The sequence below is a fragment of the Pseudorhodoferax sp. Leaf265 genome, from assembly GCF_001422365.1.
In the GTDB taxonomy this organism is placed as follows: Bacteria; Pseudomonadota; Gammaproteobacteria; order Burkholderiales; family Burkholderiaceae_C; genus Pseudorhodoferax.
The window spans coordinates 1-16,822 of record NZ_LMMT01000037.1 but is presented as its reverse complement, the minus strand read 5'-3'; the positions used below and the strand labels follow the sequence as shown (position 1 = coordinate 16,822).

Sequence of the window (16,822 nt, the reverse complement as noted above, 5' to 3'; positions counted from 1 at the left end):
TCAATGGCCCGAGGGGAAGGTGCCCATGAACTTGGAGAGGATCTGCAACATGACCTCGTCAGCGCCGCCTCCGATGGAGGTCAGGCGGCCGTCGCGGAAGATGCGCGAGATCGGCGTCTCGTCCATGTAGCCCATGCCGCCCCAGAACTGCAGGCAGCCGTCGGCCACGGCGCGGACCACGCGGCCGGCCTTGAGCTTGGCCATGGTGGCGGTGCGCGTGGCGTCCTGGCCGGCCACGACCTCCTGCACGCCCTGCCAGCTCAGCGCACGCAGGGCCGCCACCTCGGTCTGCAGTTCGGCCAGCTTGAAGTGCACCCACTGGTTGTCGAGGATGGAACGGCCGAAGGCGCGGCGTTCGCGCGTGTAGGCGACGGTGGTGTCGATGGCGCGCTGCGCCATCGCCCCCGCATTCAGCGCGCCCCATAGCCGCTCGATCTGGAACTGCTCCATCTGGTAGATGAAGCCCATGCCCTCCTCGCCGATCCGGTAGCGCTGCGGCACGCGCACGCTGTCGAAGTGCAGCTGCGCCGTGTCGGACGCGTGCATGCCCATCTTGACGAGCTTGCGCGCCACGCTGACGCCGGGCGTCTTCATGGGCACGACGATCAGCGACTTGTTCTTGTGCGAGGAACCTTCCGAGGTGTTGGCCAGCACCACGCAGAAGTCGGCCTGCGTGCCGTTGGTGGTCCACATCTTGCCGCCGTCGATGACGTAGTCGCCACCCTCCCTGCGCGCCGTGGTCTTCACGGAAGCCACGTCGGAGCCGCTGCCGACCTCGGAGACGCCCAGGCAGGCCACGTACTCGCCCGCGATGGCGGGCGCCAGGAACTCCTCGCGCAGCTCCTGGCTGCCGCGGTGGGCCAGCGCCGGCGTGGCCATGTCGGTCTGCACGCCGATGGCCATGGGGATGCCGCCGCAGTGCATGTGGGCCAGGGCCTCGGCCATCACGGCGCCGTACGAGTAGTCCAGCCCCGCGCCGCCGTTCTCCGCGGGCTTGGTCAGGCCCAGCATGCCCAGCTCGCCGAGCCGGCGAAAGACCTGGTGGGCCGGGAAGATCTGCGCGCGCTCCCATTCGTCGACATGGGGATTGACCTCCTTGTCGATGAAGCGGGTCAGCGTGTCGCGCACGCTCTCGTGTTCGGGCGTCAGTTGCATGGGGGTATTCCTCAAGGGCGGGCGACGGAGAACTGCATGGGCTGCGGCTGGCGCAGCTCCGATTCGCGGCAGATCGACAGCACGCGGGCCAGCACCTCGCGCGTGTCGCGCGGGTCGATCACGGCATCGTCCAGCATGCGGGCACTGGTCGTGAACACGCTCATCTGGCTGTCGAAGCGCTCGATGATGCGGCGCTCCATCTCCGCCAGCTTGTCGCGGTCGACTTCGCCGCCCTTGCGCCGCATCGCCGCCTCGGTCACGTTGACCATGGTCTGCGCGGCCTGCTCGCCGCCCATCACGGCGGTCTTGGCGTTGGGCCAGGAGAAGCAGAAGCGCGGGTGGAAGCCGCGCCCGCACATGCCGTAGTTGCCGGCGCCGAAGGAGGCACCGCAGTAGATCGTGATCTGCGGCACCGTGGCGCAGGTCACGGCCTGGATCATCTTGGAGCCGTGCTTGATGATGCCGGCCTCCTCGTAGGACTTGCCGACCATGAAGCCCGTCGTGTTGTTGAGGTACAGGATGGGCGTGCGGCTCTGGCAGCAGGCCTGGATGAAGTGCGTGGCCTTGCTCGCGCCGGCCGGGTCGATCGGGCCGTTGTTGGTCACGATGCCCAGCGGCAGCCCTTCGATCTTGATGTGGCCGACCACCGTGGCGCTGCCGTAGTTCGCGCCGAACTCCAGGAACTCGGAGTCGTCGGCGATGCGCGCGATGACCTGCTTCATGTCCACCGGCCGCTTGTGGTCCATGGGCATGATGCCCAGCAGTTCCTCGGCGTCGTAGCGCGGCGGCTTGAAGCTGCGTGGGGGCTCTGCCGGCATGCCGCGCTGCCAGTCGATGCCGTCCAGGATCTCGCGCGCGATGCGGATCGCGTCGCGGTCGTCCTCGGCCAGGTAGTCGCCCAGGCCCGAGATGCTGGTGTGCATCTCGGCGCCGCCGAGTTCCTCCTCGGTCGCGATCTCGCCCGTGGCGGCCTTGAGCAGCGGGGGGCCGGCCAGGAAGGCACGCGAGCGGCCGCGCACCATGACGATGTAGTCCGACAGACCGGTCTGGTAGGCGCCGCCGGCCGTGGACGAGCCGTGCGTGACGGTGACCACGGGCAGGCCCGCGGCCGAGAGGCGCGCGAGGTTGCGGAACAGGTTGCCGCCCGTCACGAACTCCTCGACCTGGTAGGTCATGAGGTTGGCACCCGCGCTCTCGACCAGTTGCACGTAGGGCAGTTTGTTCTCCAGGGCCAGTTCCTGCAGGCGCAGCTGCTTGGGAATGCCCATGGGCTGCAGCGCGCCCGCGTCGATGCCAGAGTCGGAGGCATTGACCATCACGCGCACGCCCGACACCCAGCCGATGCCGCCGATCACGCCACCGCCCGGCACGCTTTTGTCGAGGTCGGGGTTGTCCAGGCCCAGCCCGGCCAGCGCGCCGATCTCCAGGAACGGCGTGCCCGGGTCCAGCAGCAACGCGAGCCGCTCGCGCGGCAGCAGCTGGCCGCGTTGCGCGAAGCGCTCGCGCGACCTGCCCGAGGTGGCAACGCTGCGCTGGGTGTAGCCGTGCACGCGTTCGAGCAAGGCCAGCATGCCGGTGCGGTTGGCTTCGAAGGCGTCGCTGCCGGGGGAGATGATGGACTCGATGGTGCTCATGGTGCTCTGGGCCAGGGTGGTGCCGGCAGCTTAGGCAGCGCCCCGCCGGGGGTCTTGTGCCAACTGGCTACAAGCCCAGCTGCCGTGCCGCCAGGTCCTTCATGACCTCCTCGGACCCGCCACCGATCATCATGACCTTGACCTCGCGGTAGATGCGCTCGCTGGCCGTGCCGCGCATGAAGCCCATGCCGCCCAGCAGCTGCACCGCCTGGTCGGCGCAGAACTGCATGGCCTGCGTGGCCTGCACCTTGGCCAGGCACACGCGGGCGACGAGCTGGGCAGGGCGCGCATGCCGGTGCTCGATGCGCCAGGCCAGTTCGTAGACCAGCGTGCGCGCGGCGTCGATGCGCTGGGTCATGTCCATCAGCTTGTGGCGCACCACCTGGCGCTCGGCCAGCGGGCTGCCTGCGATCTGGCGCTGGCGCGCCCAGTCCACGGCCTCGCGCAGGCAGACCTCGGCGAAGCCGCAGGCCAGCGCGGCCATGAACAGGCGCTCGCTGTTGAAGTTGTTCATGATCACCTTGAAGCCCTGGTGCTCCTCGCCCACGAGGTTGGCCAGCGGCACGCGGCAGTTGTCGAAGCGCAGGTGGGCGGTGTCCGAGCTCCACCAGCCCATCTTGCGCAGCGGCGTGCGCGTGAGGCCGGGCGTGTCGCCATCGATCACGAGCACCGAGATGCCGCCCGCACCCCTGACCGCGGGATCGGTGCGCACGGCCGTGGTGATGAAGTCGGCCCGCATGCCCGAGGTGATGAAGGTCTTCTCGCCGTTGACCACATAGTGCCCGCCATCGTGGATGGCCGTGGTGCGCAGGTGGGCCACATCGGAGCCGCCGCTGGGCTCGGTCACGGCCAGGGCCGCGATCTTCTCGCCGCGCAGCACGGGCGGGATCACGCGGCGCTGGATGGCGGCACTGCCGGCCTTGAGAATGGGCGGCAGCGCGATGCTGTGCGAGTTCAGCGAGGCCTGCACGCCGCCACAGCCGCAGCGCGCGAACTCCTCGGCCACGATGAGCTGGTAGAAGATGTCGGCCGGCGTGCCGCCGTACTCCTCAGGATAGCCCAGGCCCTGCACGCCGAGTTCGGCCACGCGCGCATAGAGTTCGCGCGGGAAGGTCTCGGCCTCGTCCCAGGCGCTCACATGCGGCGTGATCTCGCGCGCGATGAAGCCGCGCAGCGCGGCCCGGAACTGTTCGTGCTCGGGCGTGAAGTAAAAGGGCAGCGCGGGGGCGTCGAGAAAGTCCATGGGGGCTCCAGGTAGCCGCCAAGGCTAGCGGCCAGCGCACGCCCCGGTCTTGCGCGAACTGGCTGGAGCCCCGCCCCTTGCAGCGCCGCTCAGCCCCGCAAGGCCGGCCGTGCGCCCTGCACGCCACCCACCCGGAACACCGACACCAGCCCGGCCAGGCCTTGTGCCTGCTCACGCAGGCTTTGCGCGGCCGCCGAGCTCTGCTCGACCAGGGCGGAGTTCTGCTGCGTCATCTGGTCCAGCTCCGCGACCGACCGGTTGACGCCGGAGATGCCCTGGCTCTGCTCCGATGTGGCGCTGCGGATCTCACCGATGATGTCGTTGACGCGCTGCACCGAATGCACGATCTCCTCCATCGTGCGGCCCGCGTCGGCCACCAGTTGGGTGCCGCTCTCGACCTTCTGCACCGAGGCGCCGATCAGGCCCTTGATCTCCTTGGCCGCCTCGGCCGACCGGCCGGCCAGGCTGCGCACCTCGCTGGCGACGACGGCGAAGCCGCGCCCCTGCTCGCCCGCGCGCGCGGCCTCCACCGCCGCGTTGAGCGCCAGGATGTTGGTCTGGAACGCGATGCCGTCGATCACGCCGATGATGTCGCTGATCTTCTTGCTGCTGGTGTTGATGTCGCTCATGGTGCTGACCACCTGCGAGACGACCTGGCCACCCCGCGAGGCCACCTCGGTGGCCGAGGCCACCAGCTGGCTGGCGGTACCGGCCGAGCCCGCGGTCTGCTGCACCGTGGCGGTCAGCTGTTCCATCGACGCGGCGGTGCTCTGCAGGCTGCTGGCCGTCTGCTCGGTGCGGTTGGACAAGTCGGCATTGCCCTGCGCGATCTCGCTGGAGGCGGTGGCGATGCTGTCGGTGGACGAACGCACATTGCCCACGATGTTCGCCAGCGAGCTGTTCATGTGCTGCAGCGCGCGCATCAGCTCACCGAATTCGTCGAGGCGGCGCGCATCGATGCGCTGCGTCAGGTCGCCCTCGGCGATGGCCGTGGCCACGCGGATGGACTCCTGCAGCGGCAGGCGGATCGAACGCACCAGCCACCATGCGACCAGCATGCCCAGCAACACCACGACGACCGCGCCCGCCGCGCCCCACGACGCGCTGGCCTCGCGCGCGCCGTCGGCCGCGGCAGCCGCGTCGACGCCCTTGCGGCGCTGCAGCTCGACGAACACGTCGATCGACTCCAGGTAGGCACGGGCGGCGGCGCTGTACTCGCCCTGGACCAGTGCGATCGCCGCGGCCCGATCGCCGGCGGCACCGAGTTCGCGGGCCTTCCGGCTGGCCGCCAGCAGCGCGCCGCCCTTGGCGACGATGTCCTTGAGCTGGGCCTGGTCCGCGGGCGCAGCGGCCTGCTGGGTGATGCTCTCGCGCAGCTTGGCGATGCGGTCGGCGTCGCCCGCCACGTTGGCCTTGAAGAGCTCGCCCACCGCAGGGTCGGCGCTGATGGCCGAAGCCATGCTGCGGATGACCGCTGCTTCGGTCAGGCCCTTCCAGAGCATGGACTGCTCGATCAGGGCATTCGCCGCCGTCATGGCCAGCAGGGATTGCCGGTACGCCTGGCCGGCGTTGTACAGCGTCAAGCCGCCGAGCGCGACGACGGCGAGCAACAGCAGCAGCATGGAGGACCAGAGCTTGTGGGCGACGCGCAAGCGGTTGAGGAACATGGTTGAAGACGGGCTGTACGCCGTGGCGAAGGTCTACAGGACGCCACCGGGGGACCGGGGGCGATCGGCATGGTTACTTGTCTGAAAAATGAACGATATCTCGCCGAATTATGTGATGCGAAATGAACAAATTGCAATCTTCTTCGCCAGCGCCTCGACACAAGCGGCGGCAGAGGCCAGGGGCTAAGCTGCTTGTCTGCCATCGACAGGAGACACCGCATGAGCACATCTGCCGCCGCCAGGACCGTCCGCATCGGCGGGGCCTCGGGCTTCTGGGGCGACAGCATGGTGGCGGCGCCGCAGCTGGTGCGCGGCGGCCGGCTCGACTACCTGGTGTTCGACTACCTGGCGGAGACCACCATGGCCATCCTGGCCGCCGCGCGGGCCAGGAAGCCGGAGCTGGGCTATGCGACGGACTTCGTCGACATCGCGATGAAGTCCGTGCTGGCCGAGGTCAAGCGCCAGGGAATCCGCGTGGTCAGCAACGCCGGCGGCATCAACCCGCAGGGCTGCGCTGCGGCGCTGCAAGCGCTGGCCGATTCGCAGGGCATCGCGCTGCGCATCGCGGTGGTCGAGGGCGACGACGTGAGCGCGCAGATGCCGGCGCTGCGCGCGGCCGGCGCGCGCGACATGTTCACCGGTGAACCGCTGCCCGAGAAGGTGCTGAGTGCCAACGCCTACCTGGGCGCCACGCCGATCGCGGCCGCCCTCGCGGCCGGGGCCGACATCGTCATCACGGGCCGCTGCGTGGACAGCGCCGTGACGCTGGGTGCGCTCATGCACGCCTTCGGCTGGGCGGCCGACGACCACGACCGGCTGGCCTCGGGCAGCCTGGCCGGCCACATCATCGAATGCGGCTGCCAGGCCACGGGCGGCCTGCACACCGACTGGGAAGACGTACCGGACTGGGCCCACATGGGCTACCCGGTCGTGGAGTGCAGCGCCGACGGCAGCTTCGTCGTGACGAAGCCGGAGGGCACGGGCGGACGGATGCTGCGTGCCAACGTGGCCGAGCAGCTGCTCTACGAGATCGGCGATCCGGGCGACTACCTGCTGCCCGATGTGCGCTGCGATTTCCGTTGCGTCGAGATCACGCAGCTGGATGCGGAACGCGTGCGCGTGGGCCCGGCCCGCGGCAGCGCGCCGACGCCGCACTACAAGGTCTCGGCCACGCAGCTGGAGGGCTTTCGCTGCGCCGGCAGCATGGTGTTCGTCGGCATCGATGCAGCGAAAAAGGCACGCCGCACGGGCGAGGCGATCCTCGAGCGCACGAGCGAGATCCTGCAGGCCCAAGGTCTGCCGCCGTACACCTCGACCTACCTCGAGGTGCTGGGCGCCGAGACGCTGTACGGGCCGCATGCGCGCACAGGCGCGGCCCGTGAGGTGATGCTGCGCGTGGTCGCCAACCATCCGGACAAGAACGCGCTGGCCATGTTCGCGCGCGAGATCGCACCGTCGGGCACCTCCTGGGCGCCGGGCACGACCAGTCCGGGCGGCGGCCGCCCGGCCGTGTCGCCGCTGGTCAAGCCCTTCGCTTTCCTGCTGCGCAAGGACGCCGTGCCGGTCAGCATGTCGCTGGACGGCCAGCGTCAGGCCGTGGACGTGGCCGCAGGCGCGCCGAGCGACGACACGACAGCGGCGCCGCAACCGCCGGCATGGCACGAACCCGATGAGCCCGCCGCGGAAGTCCGGCTGATCGACCTGGCCTGGGCCCGCAGCGGCGACAAGGGCGACATCTCCAACATCGGCATCGTAGCGCGCCGGCCCGAATGGCTGCCGCTGCTGTGGAACCGGCTCACGCCGCAGGTGGTGGCGGCCTACTTCGCGCACCTGGTACACGGCCGCGTCGAACGCTTCTACCTGCCCGGCATCGCGGCCATGAACCTGCTGCTGCACGAGGCGCTGGACGGCGGTGGCCCCTCGTCCATGCGCATGGACCCGCTGGGCAAGGGCATGGCGCAGATGCTGCTGGATCTGCCGATCGCGGTGCCGGTGAGCGTGGCACGCGCGGCCCGGGGCGGCTGAAGCCGCCAAAGAAAAAAGGCCTTGCGACGAATCGCAAGGCCTTTTGATCTGGAGCGGGAAAAGAGTCTCGAACTCTCGACCTCAACCTTGGCAAGGTTGCGCTCTACCAACTGAGCTATTCCCGCATCGTTCTTCACAGCCGCAGAGCGATGCCCTCTCTGCGGCCTTCATCTGGAGCGGGAAAAGAGTCTCGAACTCTCGACCTCAACCTTGGCAAGGTTGCGCTCTACCAACTGAGCTATTCCCGCATCGTTCTTCGCAGCCACAGAGCGATGCCTTCTCTGCAGCCTTGTACTTTCGTACATGTTTGGAGCGGGAAAAGAGTCTCGAACTCTCGACCTCAACCTTGGCAAGGTTGCGCTCTACCAACTGAGCTATTCCCGCGAAGCCTCAGATTATAGGCTAAATAACGACCTTTCGGCAAGTCCTTCCGAAATTTTCGCTCTCAGTGCTTGGTCGAGGCACCGCGCGTGGCGTCTGCCTCGGCCGGGGCGGGCACGTCCAGCGCAGCCGCGGCCGGCTCCTCGTCGGCCAGCGCCGAGGGCACGCGCTCCAGCGCCACTTCCAGCACCTGGTCGATCCACTTGACCGGCACGATCTCCAGGCCGTTCTTCACGTTCTCCGGGATCTCCTGCAGGTCCTTGGCGTTCTCTTCCGGGATCAGCACGGTCTTGATGCCACCGCGCAGCGCGGCCAGCAGCTTTTCCTTCAGGCCACCGATGGCCGTCACCTCGCCGCGCAGCGTGATCTCGCCGGTCATGGCGACATCGCTGCGCACGGGGATGCCGGTCAGCGCGGACACGAAGGCCGTGGTCATCGCAGCGCCGGCGCTCGGGCCGTCCTTGGGCGTGGCGCCGTCGGGCACGTGGATGTGGATGTCGCGCTTCTCGAAGGCTTCGTCCTTGATGCCCAGGCGGCGCGAACGGCTGCGCACCACCGTGCGGGCAGCTTCGACCGATTCCTTCATGACATCGCCCAGCGAACCGGTGCGTGTGATCACACCCTTGCCGGGCATGGTCGCGGCCTCGATCGTCAGCAGGTCGCCGCCGACCTCGGTCCAGGCCAGGCCGACCACCTGGCCCACCTGGTTCTGGTTCTCGGCACGGCCATAGGTGTACTTGCGCACGCCCAGGAACTCGTTGAGGTTGTCGGCATTGACGACCACCTGCGGCGTCAGCTTCTTGAGCTGCAGGCCCTTGACCACCTTGCGGCAGATCTTGGAGAGCTCGCGCTCGAGCGAACGCACGCCGGCTTCACGCGTGTAGTAGCGCACCACGTCGCGCACGGCGTCTTCGGCGACCAGCAGTTCCTCGTCCTTCACGCCGTTGTTCTTGAGCTGCTTGGGCAGCAGGTACTTCAGCGCGATGTTGACCTTCTCGTCCTCGGTGTAGCCCGACAGGCGGATGACTTCCATGCGGTCCAGCAAAGCCGGCGGAATGTTCATCGAATTCGAGGTGGCGACGAACATCACGTCGGACAAATCGAAATCGACCTCGACGTAGTGGTCGCCGAAGGTGTGGTTCTGCTCCGGGTCCAGCACTTCGAGCAGCGCGCTCGACGGGTCGCCGCGGAAGTCCGTACCCAGCTTGTCGATCTCGTCGAGCAGGAACAGCGGGTTGCGCGTGCCGACCTTGGACAGGCTTTGCAGCACCTTGCCCGGCAGCGCGCCGATGTAGGTGCGGCGGTGGCCGCGGATCTCGGCCTCGTCGCGCATGCCGCCCAGCGCCATGCGCACGTACTTGCGGCCCGTGGCCTTGGCGACCGACTGGCCGAGCGAGGTCTTGCCCACGCCCGGGGGGCCGACCAGGCACAGGATCGGCGCCTTGACCTTGTCCACGCGCTGCTGCACCGCAAGGTATTCGAGGATGCGGTCCTTGACCTTGTCCAGGCCGTAGTGGTCTTCGTTGAGCACTTCCTCGGCATTGGCCAGGTCGTGCTTGATCTTCGTGCGCTTGCTCCAGGGCAGGTTGGTCAGCACGTCGATGTAGTTGCGCACCACGGTGGCCTCGGCCGACATGGGCGACATGAGCTTGAGCTTCTTGAGCTCGGCCTCGGCCTTCTTCAAGGCCTCCTTGGGCATCTTGGCGAGGCGGATCTTCTTCTCGATCTCCTCGATGTCGGCGCCCTCTTCGCCCTCGCCCAGTTCCTTCTGGATCGCCTTGACCTGCTCGTTCAGGTAGAAGTCGCGCTGGTTCTTTTCCATCTGCCGCTTCACGCGGCCACGGATCTTCTTGTCGACGTTGAGGATGTCGACTTCGCGCTCGAGCTGGCCGTACAGGTTCTCCAGGCGCTCGCGCACGTCCGACAGGTCGAGCACGACCTGCTTGTTGTCCAGCTTGAGCGGCAGATGTGCGGCGATGGTGTCGGCCAGGCGGCCGGCATCGTCGATGCTGGAGATCGAGGTCAGGATCTCCGGCGGGATCTTCTTGTTGAGCTTGACGTACTGGTCGAACTGCTGCATCACGGCACGGCGCAGCGCCTCGACCTCGGTGTTCTTCTGGCCCGCATCGACCGGCTCGATCGGCGTGACGGTGGCGGTGAAATGCGACTCGCCGTCCTGGATGGCATCGACGCCCGCGCGCTGCTGGCCCTCCACGAGCACCTTCACGGTGCCGTCGGGCAGCTTCAGCATCTGCAGGATGGTGGAGACGCAGCCGACATCGAACATGTCGGTGACCGCGGGCTCGTCCTTGGCGGCCGCCTTCTGCGCCACCAGCATGATGCGGCGCTCGGCCTCCATCGCGGCTTCGAGCGCCTTGATGCTCTTGGGACGGCCCACGAACAGCGGGATCACCATGTGGGGGAACACCACCACATCGCGCAACGGCAGCAGCGGCAGGTCCAGCGGCTTGGCTGGCAGGGGGGTTTGACCGGACATCAGAATCCTTTGTGTGACCCAGCGAATATGGTCGCGTGTGTCACATTTTCAACCCGTGCCGCAAGCGACAGGGCTGAGGTTGAAGAATGCCGGCACCGCCCTTGCGGACACCGGCAGCACGGTCAGGCCTTCTTGGCCGCTTCGCGGTACACCAGCAGCGGCGCCTTGTTTTCTTCGATGGTGGACTCGTCGACGACCACCTTGTCGACATTCACGGTGTTCGGCAGCTCGAACATGGTGTCGATCAGCGACAGCTCCAGGATGGAGCGCAGGCCGCGCGCGCCGGTCTTGCGCGCCAGTGCCTTGCGGGCGATGGCCTTGAGCGCCGCGGGGCGGATCTCCAGATCCACGTCCTCCATGGCCAGCAGCTTGGCGTACTGCTTGACGAGCGCGTTCTTGGGCTCGGTCAGGATCTGCACCAGCGCGTCTTCGCTCAATTCAGCCAGTGTGGCAACAACCGGCATGCGGCCGACCAGTTCAGGAATCAGGCCGAACTTGATCAGGTCTTCGGGCTCGACCTCGCGGAACACCTCGGTCAGCGCGCGCTCGGCCTTGCTCTTGACGGCGGCGCCGAAGCCGATGCCCGACGATTCCTGCCGGCTGCCAATGACCTTCTCCAGTCCCGCGAACGCGCCGCCGCAGATGAACAGGATGTTGGTCGTGTCGATCTGCAGGAAGTCCTGGTTCGGGTGCTTGCGCCCGCCCTGCGGCGGCACGCTGGCCATCGTGCCTTCGATGAGCTTGAGCAGCGCCTGCTGCACGCCCTCCCCCGACACGTCGCGCGTGATCGAGGGGTTGTCCGACTTGCGCGAGATCTTGTCGATCTCGTCAATGTAGACGATGCCGCGCTGGGCCCGCTCCACGTCGTAGTTGCAGCTCTGCAGCAGCTTGGCGACGATGTTCTCGACGTCTTCGCCGACGTAGCCGGCCTCGGTCAGCGTGGTGGCGTCCGCCATCACGAAGGGCACGTCCAGCATGCGCGCGAGCGTCTGCGCCAAGAGCGTCTTGCCCGAGCCCGTGGGACCGATCAGGAGGATGTTGCTCTTGGCGAGCTCGACCTCGTCCTTCTTGGCCTTGTCCTTGTAGCGCAGGCGCTTGTAGTGGTTGTAGACCGCCACCGACAGCGTGCGCTTGGCGACCTCCTGGCCAACCACGTAGTTGTCCAGGTTGTTCTTGATCTCCAGCGGCGTCGGCAGGTCGCCGCGACCCTCGCGCGCCTCGCCGGCGGCGGGCACCTCGTCGCGGATGATCTCGTTGCACAGGTCGATGCACTCGTCGCAGATGAACACGGACGGTCCTGCGATGAGTTTCTTCACCTCGTGCTGGCTCTTCCCGCAGAACGAGCAGTACAGGGTCTTTTCGCTGGAGGAGCCTTTTTTCTCGGCCATGGAGGAATGCCTTTAAAAAGACGTTGGGCAATGATAACCAAACGAAAAACGGCGCCTTTCAGCAAAAAGGCGCCGTTTTCCGCGCAGTCCACGCGGCTGCCGCGTGGTCGGATCAGGGGCGGCGCGAGATCACCTGGTCCACGATGCCGTATTCCTTGGCTTCGTTGGCTTCCAGGAAGTAGTCGCGCTCGGTGTCGTTCTTGATCTTCTCCAGCGGCTGGCCGGTGCGCTCGGCCAGGATCTTGTTCATCTGGTCCTTGGTGCGCAGGATGTCGCGCGCATGGATCTCGATGTCCGTCGCCTGGCCACGTGCGCCGCCCAGCACCTGGTGGATCATGATCTTTGAGTTGGGCAGCGAGAAGCGCTTGCCCTTCGCGCCGGCCGCCAGCAGGAAGGCGCCCATGCTCGCCGCGAAGCCCACGCACAGCGTGGACACGTCTGGCTTGATGAACTGCATGGTGTCGTAGATGGCCATGCCGGCCGTCACGCTGCCGCCGGGCGAGTTGATGTAGAACGAGATGTCCTTGTCGGGGTTCTCGCTCTCCAGGAACAGCAGCTGCGCCACCACCAGGTTGGCGGTCTGGTCGTTGACCTCGCCCACCAGGAAGATCACGCGCTCCTTCAGCAGGCGCGAGTAGATGTCGTAGGAGCGCTCGCCGCGGCCCGACTGCTCGATCACCATCGGAACCATGCCCAGGTTCTGGGTCTCGAGCGAACTGTTGTGGATGGCCATGTTTTCTCCGGAAATTGGGTTGGCAAGCGTCAGATGGGGGCCTTGCGTTGCAACGCAAGGCCCGCCCGGGCATCAGCCCTGCTGCGCCATCAGCTCGTCGAAGCCGATCGCCTTGTCGGTGACCTTGGCCTGGGCCAGCACGTAGTCGGTCACGTTGTTCTCGATCACGGCGGCTTCCACATCGGCCAGGCGTTGGCGGTCGCCGTAGTACCAGCGCACCACGTCTTCCGGCTTCTCGTAGCTGGCGGCCAACTCGTCGATGTGGGCCTTGATCTGCTCGGGCTTGGCCAGCAGCGCATTCTTCTTCACGAGCTCGGCCACCACCAGGCCCAGGCGCACGCGGCGCTCGGCCTGGGGACGCACGATCTCTTCGGGGATCGGCGCGCTGTCGGCGTCCTTCAGGCCGCGCTGCTTGAGATCGGCGCGGGTGCTCTCGATCATGCGGCCGATTTCGGCCTGCACGCTGGCGTTGGGCAGGTCCAGCTCGGCCTTGGTCAGCAGCGCGTCCATGACGGCCTGCTTGTTGCGGGCCAGCAGGCGGAACTTGACTTCGCGCTCCAGGTTCTTGCGGATGTCGGCGCGCAGGCCGGCCACCGTGCCGTCGGCAATGCCCAGCGACTTGGCCAGGGTGTCGTCGATCTCGGGCATGTGGCTGGACTCGATCTTCTTGACCGTGACCAGGAAGTCGGCCTGCTTGCCGGCCACGTCCTTGCCGTGGTAGTCGGCCGGGAAGGCCAGCGGGAAGGTGCGGCTCTCGCCGGACTTCATGCCGCGCACGGCGTCTTCGAATTCCTTGAGCATCTGGCCTTCGCCGACCACGTACTGGAAGTCCTCGGCCTTGCCGCCCTGGAAGGGCTCGCCGTCGATCTTGCCTTCGAAGTCGACCGTCACGCGGTCGCCGTCGGCAGCGGCGGCGTCCTGGGCGCGCTGGGCGAAGCTGCGGCGCTGCTTGCGCAGGATGTCCAGCGTCTTGTCGATGGCTTCGTCCGTCACTTCGGCCGACAGGCGCTCGATCTCGGCCGTGCCCAGGTCGTTGATGACCACCTCGGGGAACACCTCGAACACCGCGTCGAACGCCAATTGGCCTTCGGGTGCGCCTTCCTTCTCGCTGATGCGCGGCTGACCGGCCACGCGCAGCTGGGCTTCGTTGGCCGCGGCCGAGAAGGCCTCGCCCACCTTGTCGTTCATGACTTCGTAGTGCACCGAGTAGCCATAGCGCTGCGCCACGACGTTCATCGGCACCTTGCCCGGACGGAAGCCATCCATCTTCACGGTGCGTGCCAGCTTCTTGAGGCGGTTGTTGACCTCGTTCTGGATCGCTTCCACCGGCAGCGACAGGGTGATCTTGCGCTCCAGCTTCTCGAGGTTTTCAACGGTAACGGCCATGGTGGTCTCGGATAAAAGAAATAGGGTGTGGTGCGCGGGGGGGGGACTCGAACCCGCGCTCTCGCGCCAGTTTCCCTAGGGAAATCAACGCTGTATCAACGTTCTGTGAATCACCAAAGTGACACACGGGAACCGTCAATGATACCGCAAGCGGCCCCCATCCCGGCTCCTAAGACACGCAGGCGTCCCACGGAGGCCCGCGTAGGTACAAGAGCGCACACCACGGGAACGAGCGGATGAAGACCAAAGCATGTAGTGCGAGGAATACGAGCGGCACGCCTTTCTCAATGCGACTGATGGGTCGATACAACTCCGGATCTTTCCCCTCTCCCATTGCCAACCATTCCGCCTCGTATGGACTAATGGGAAGTCGCTTCTCAATCTTATGGATTACTTTAAATTTTGCCGTATTGAGATTGCTATAAGACACGATCAACGCATGCCAAAGCACCGTGAGCGCCATACCACCTAATGCAAGCATCCAATTGTGCTCTCCAGTGTCTTTAACGGAGAGATAACCCACAAATGCAAGGATTGCAGAATTAAGACTCAGGAAGTAAGTGTTTGCAGTCGCTCTCCGCTGGCTTATTCTGTCCGCCATCTCAACATAAAGCTTATACTGGTCTAGAAGATGGCTGTACCACTTTTCGTTATGCGGATACTCTACCCCGTCCGCGATTTCATTAAACAAGCCTGCACGATCTACATTTGGATCCGCCATTCAGCGAGCTCCTCCAACAAGATTCTTCAGATTCGGCCAAGTCCAGTTATAAACCTTGTCCCCAGCCACCGCAGCTGTTGGCCGCGAGTAACTATCTGAATAGGCTGCGAGAAGGAAGTATGGCGTTCCCGTCTCACGTGCAATGTTGATCTCGTGCGAAACCCCAGTCGCTGTGGCCATGTTCTTTCCGCATAGAACGCATACAACGTCAACGTATGCCATTTTGGCCTTGATCTTCGCACGCCAATCGCCCGTCAGGTGTTCTTTAGAGGGCCAGTCAGCAAAATCAAAGGGCGAGCCCTCGTGCTTCGCCTGCCCCACAAGCAGGTCTTTCATGCGAGCATCGTTATCGAAGTCAAAGCTAATAAAGACACGCTTCTTGGCCACGGCAATCTCCGATCATCAAAAGTAACCGAGTGTAGCCAGAGCCTACCCTTCGGATAGCGTTCAGATTCACGCAGGCCGGTACACGCACCAGGTCGGCGTGCATACCAACTAGATGCAAGGACATGTGGTGTCCCTCCGCGCCAGCCGAATGGCGCCTTGCTGGTCTGATGTTGCCCCCGTATTCCCGGTCCCGCCCTATTCGCAATAAAGCGCCTGGTCGGCTGCGGTGGCCTGCTGCCGCCTGAACTCCCGAGGCGAACGCGTGATGTTGCCCCCGTATTCCCGGTCCCGCCCTATTCGCAATAAAGCGCCTGGTCGGCTGCGGTGGCCTGCTGCCGCCTGAACTCCCGAGGCGAACGCATTTTCAGCGACGAGTGCGGATGCACCTCGTTGAAGTGCTCGAAGGCCGCCGGCAGCTGGGCCAGCACCGTGCGCGCGTCACGCAGGTCCATGCGGGCCACGTAGTCGCGCTTGAAGGTGTTCACAAAGCTCTCTGCCATGCCGTTGCTCTGCGGGCTACAGACGGGCGTGTTGATGGGCTTGAGGCCCAGTGCACGCGCCAGCGCCCTGGTGTCGGCTGCGATGTAGGCGCCGCCGTTGTCGCTCAGGAACTCCAACTCCTGGCCTGCCGGCACCGCCTCCACCGTGCCGAAGCGACGCTCGACGGCTTCGATGAGCATCTCGCGTACCGGCTCGCCTGGCAGCCCCTTGCCCTCCCAGGCCCGCCAGGCCATCACCTCGCGGTCACAGCAATCCTTCGTGAACGTGGCCGTCACGGTCTGGCCCGAGTCGCACTTGATTTCCAGGCCATCGGAGCACCAACGCAGGTCGCTGCGCGAGACCGCCACACGGCCTTCATGGGTGCGTGCGGACTGGCGCCGGCGTGGTGCTTTGGGCAGCAGCAGGTCGGCTGCCGCCATCACGCGATAAACGCGTTTGGCATTGACCTTCGGCGCACCCTGAGCAGCGCGCTGGCGGTTGACCAAGGCACAGGCGCGTCGGTAGCCATAGCTGGGCAGCTGCGCAATCTGCTGGCGTAGTTCAGCAAGCAGCCCGGCATCGTCAATGGGCGTGCGGTGGCTGCGACTCGCGCCCGAGCAGGTCGCGCACATGTGAGCGCGCCAACCCCATCGTCCGGCAGACCGTTTTCACTGGTCGTCCCCGGGCAACAAGGGCGAGCGCGCAATCCACTTTTTTTCTGCGGCGTACTCCACTGCTTCCTTGAGGATTTCGTTCTCCAGGGTCTTCTTGCCGAGCACACGCTGCAGCTTGGCGATCTCCGCGCGAGCGGCCGCCAGCTCGGATGCCGGCACCACCGCTTCGCCAGCCGACACCGCGGTCAACGCGCCCTGGCGCTCGAGCTTGCGCCACTGGAACAGCAGCCCAGCCGAGACACCCTCCTGGCGAGCCACCAGCGACACGCTCATGCCTGGCTCGTAGGTGCGGCGCACCAGGGCCGCCTTCTCGGCCAGGGACCAGCGCCTGCGGCGCTGGTCTTTGACGACTACCTCTACTGACTCCGTATGCCTAGTCATATGCACTGTCCTGTTCCTATCTCCAAAGATAAGCGACAGGACGGGGCCGGGGAATCAGGGGGCTATCTCA

Annotated in this window: 11 protein-coding genes, 3 tRNA genes and 1 pseudogene; 1 reads left to right on the top strand and 14 read right to left on the bottom strand. The window is 66.0% G+C overall.

What is annotated here, in order from left to right; translation table 11 throughout:
* From ASF45_RS25595 to ASF45_RS36650, 4 genes are all read right to left on the bottom strand, one after another.
* Positions 1 to 1,155 (bottom strand): acyl-CoA dehydrogenase family protein, encoded by a 1,155-nt coding sequence (locus ASF45_RS25595; protein ID WP_056670080.1) that lies wholly within the window; start codon positions 1,153 to 1,155, stop codon positions 1 to 3.
* Between the two features lie 11 nt (positions 1,156 to 1,166).
* The gene (locus ASF45_RS25590; RefSeq protein ID WP_056670077.1) at positions 1,167 to 2,789 is read right to left on the bottom strand and encodes an acyl-CoA carboxylase subunit beta; all 1,623 of its coding nucleotides are present in this window, start codon (positions 2,787 to 2,789) and stop codon (positions 1,167 to 1,169) included.
* Positions 2,790 to 2,856: 67 nt separating this feature from the next.
* On the bottom strand, positions 2,857 to 4,032 hold the full coding sequence (locus ASF45_RS25585; protein WP_056670073.1) for an acyl-CoA dehydrogenase family protein: 1,176 nt from the start codon (positions 4,030 to 4,032) through the stop codon (positions 2,857 to 2,859).
* A gap of 89 nt (positions 4,033 to 4,121) precedes the next feature.
* Positions 4,122 to 5,699, bottom strand: coding sequence for a methyl-accepting chemotaxis protein (locus tag ASF45_RS36650; protein WP_056670072.1), 1,578 nt, complete (start codon positions 5,697 to 5,699; stop codon positions 4,122 to 4,124).
* 219 nt (positions 5,700 to 5,918) lie between these two features.
* Here ASF45_RS36650 and ASF45_RS25575 point away from each other — a divergent pair, with 219 nt between their 5' ends.
* Positions 5,919 to 7,724, top strand: coding sequence for an acyclic terpene utilization AtuA family protein (locus ASF45_RS25575; protein ID WP_056670071.1), 1,806 nt, complete (start codon positions 5,919 to 5,921; stop codon positions 7,722 to 7,724).
* A 49-nt stretch (positions 7,725 to 7,773) separates the two neighbouring features.
* On the opposite strand, the gene ASF45_RS25570 is transcribed toward ASF45_RS25575, so the two are convergent.
* From ASF45_RS25570 to ASF45_RS25535, 10 genes and pseudogenes are all read right to left on the bottom strand, one after another.
* Positions 7,774 to 7,849 (bottom strand) — tRNA-Gly (locus tag ASF45_RS25570).
* 47 nt (positions 7,850 to 7,896) lie between these two features.
* Positions 7,897 to 7,972, bottom strand: a tRNA-Gly gene (locus tag ASF45_RS25565).
* A 60-nt stretch (positions 7,973 to 8,032) separates the two neighbouring features.
* Positions 8,033 to 8,108: transfer RNA gene (locus ASF45_RS25560), tRNA-Gly, on the bottom strand.
* Positions 8,109 to 8,169: 61 nt separating this feature from the next.
* Positions 8,170 to 10,602: an endopeptidase La gene (gene lon / locus ASF45_RS25555; protein WP_056670068.1), complete on the bottom strand. Its 2,433-nt coding sequence runs from the start codon at positions 10,600 to 10,602 to the stop codon at positions 8,170 to 8,172.
* Between the two features lie 122 nt (positions 10,603 to 10,724).
* The gene (clpX, locus tag ASF45_RS25550) at positions 10,725 to 11,990 is read right to left on the bottom strand and encodes an ATP-dependent Clp protease ATP-binding subunit ClpX (protein ID WP_056670065.1); all 1,266 of its coding nucleotides are present in this window, start codon (positions 11,988 to 11,990) and stop codon (positions 10,725 to 10,727) included.
* 112 nt (positions 11,991 to 12,102) lie between these two features.
* Positions 12,103 to 12,723: an ATP-dependent Clp endopeptidase proteolytic subunit ClpP gene (gene clpP, locus ASF45_RS25545; RefSeq protein WP_056670062.1), complete on the bottom strand. Its 621-nt coding sequence runs from the start codon at positions 12,721 to 12,723 to the stop codon at positions 12,103 to 12,105.
* A 72-nt stretch (positions 12,724 to 12,795) separates the two neighbouring features.
* On the bottom strand, positions 12,796 to 14,109 hold the full coding sequence (tig, locus tag ASF45_RS25540; protein ID WP_056670060.1) for a trigger factor: 1,314 nt from the start codon (positions 14,107 to 14,109) through the stop codon (positions 12,796 to 12,798).
* Positions 14,110 to 14,278: 169 nt separating this feature from the next.
* Positions 14,279 to 14,830, bottom strand: a complete 552-nt coding sequence (locus ASF45_RS34805) for a hypothetical protein (protein WP_082551271.1) — start codon at positions 14,828 to 14,830, stop codon at positions 14,279 to 14,281.
* Positions 14,831 to 15,217 carry a TIR domain-containing protein gene (locus ASF45_RS34800; protein ID WP_082551270.1) on the bottom strand — a complete coding sequence of 129 codons (387 nt, stop codon included), beginning with the start codon at positions 15,215 to 15,217 and terminating at the stop codon, positions 14,831 to 14,833. It abuts the gene before it with no gap.
* Positions 15,218 to 15,510: 293 nt separating this feature from the next.
* Positions 15,511 to 16,752, bottom strand: a pseudogene (locus ASF45_RS25535) (IS3 family transposase).
* Between the last annotated feature and the right edge of the window lie 70 nt (positions 16,753 to 16,822).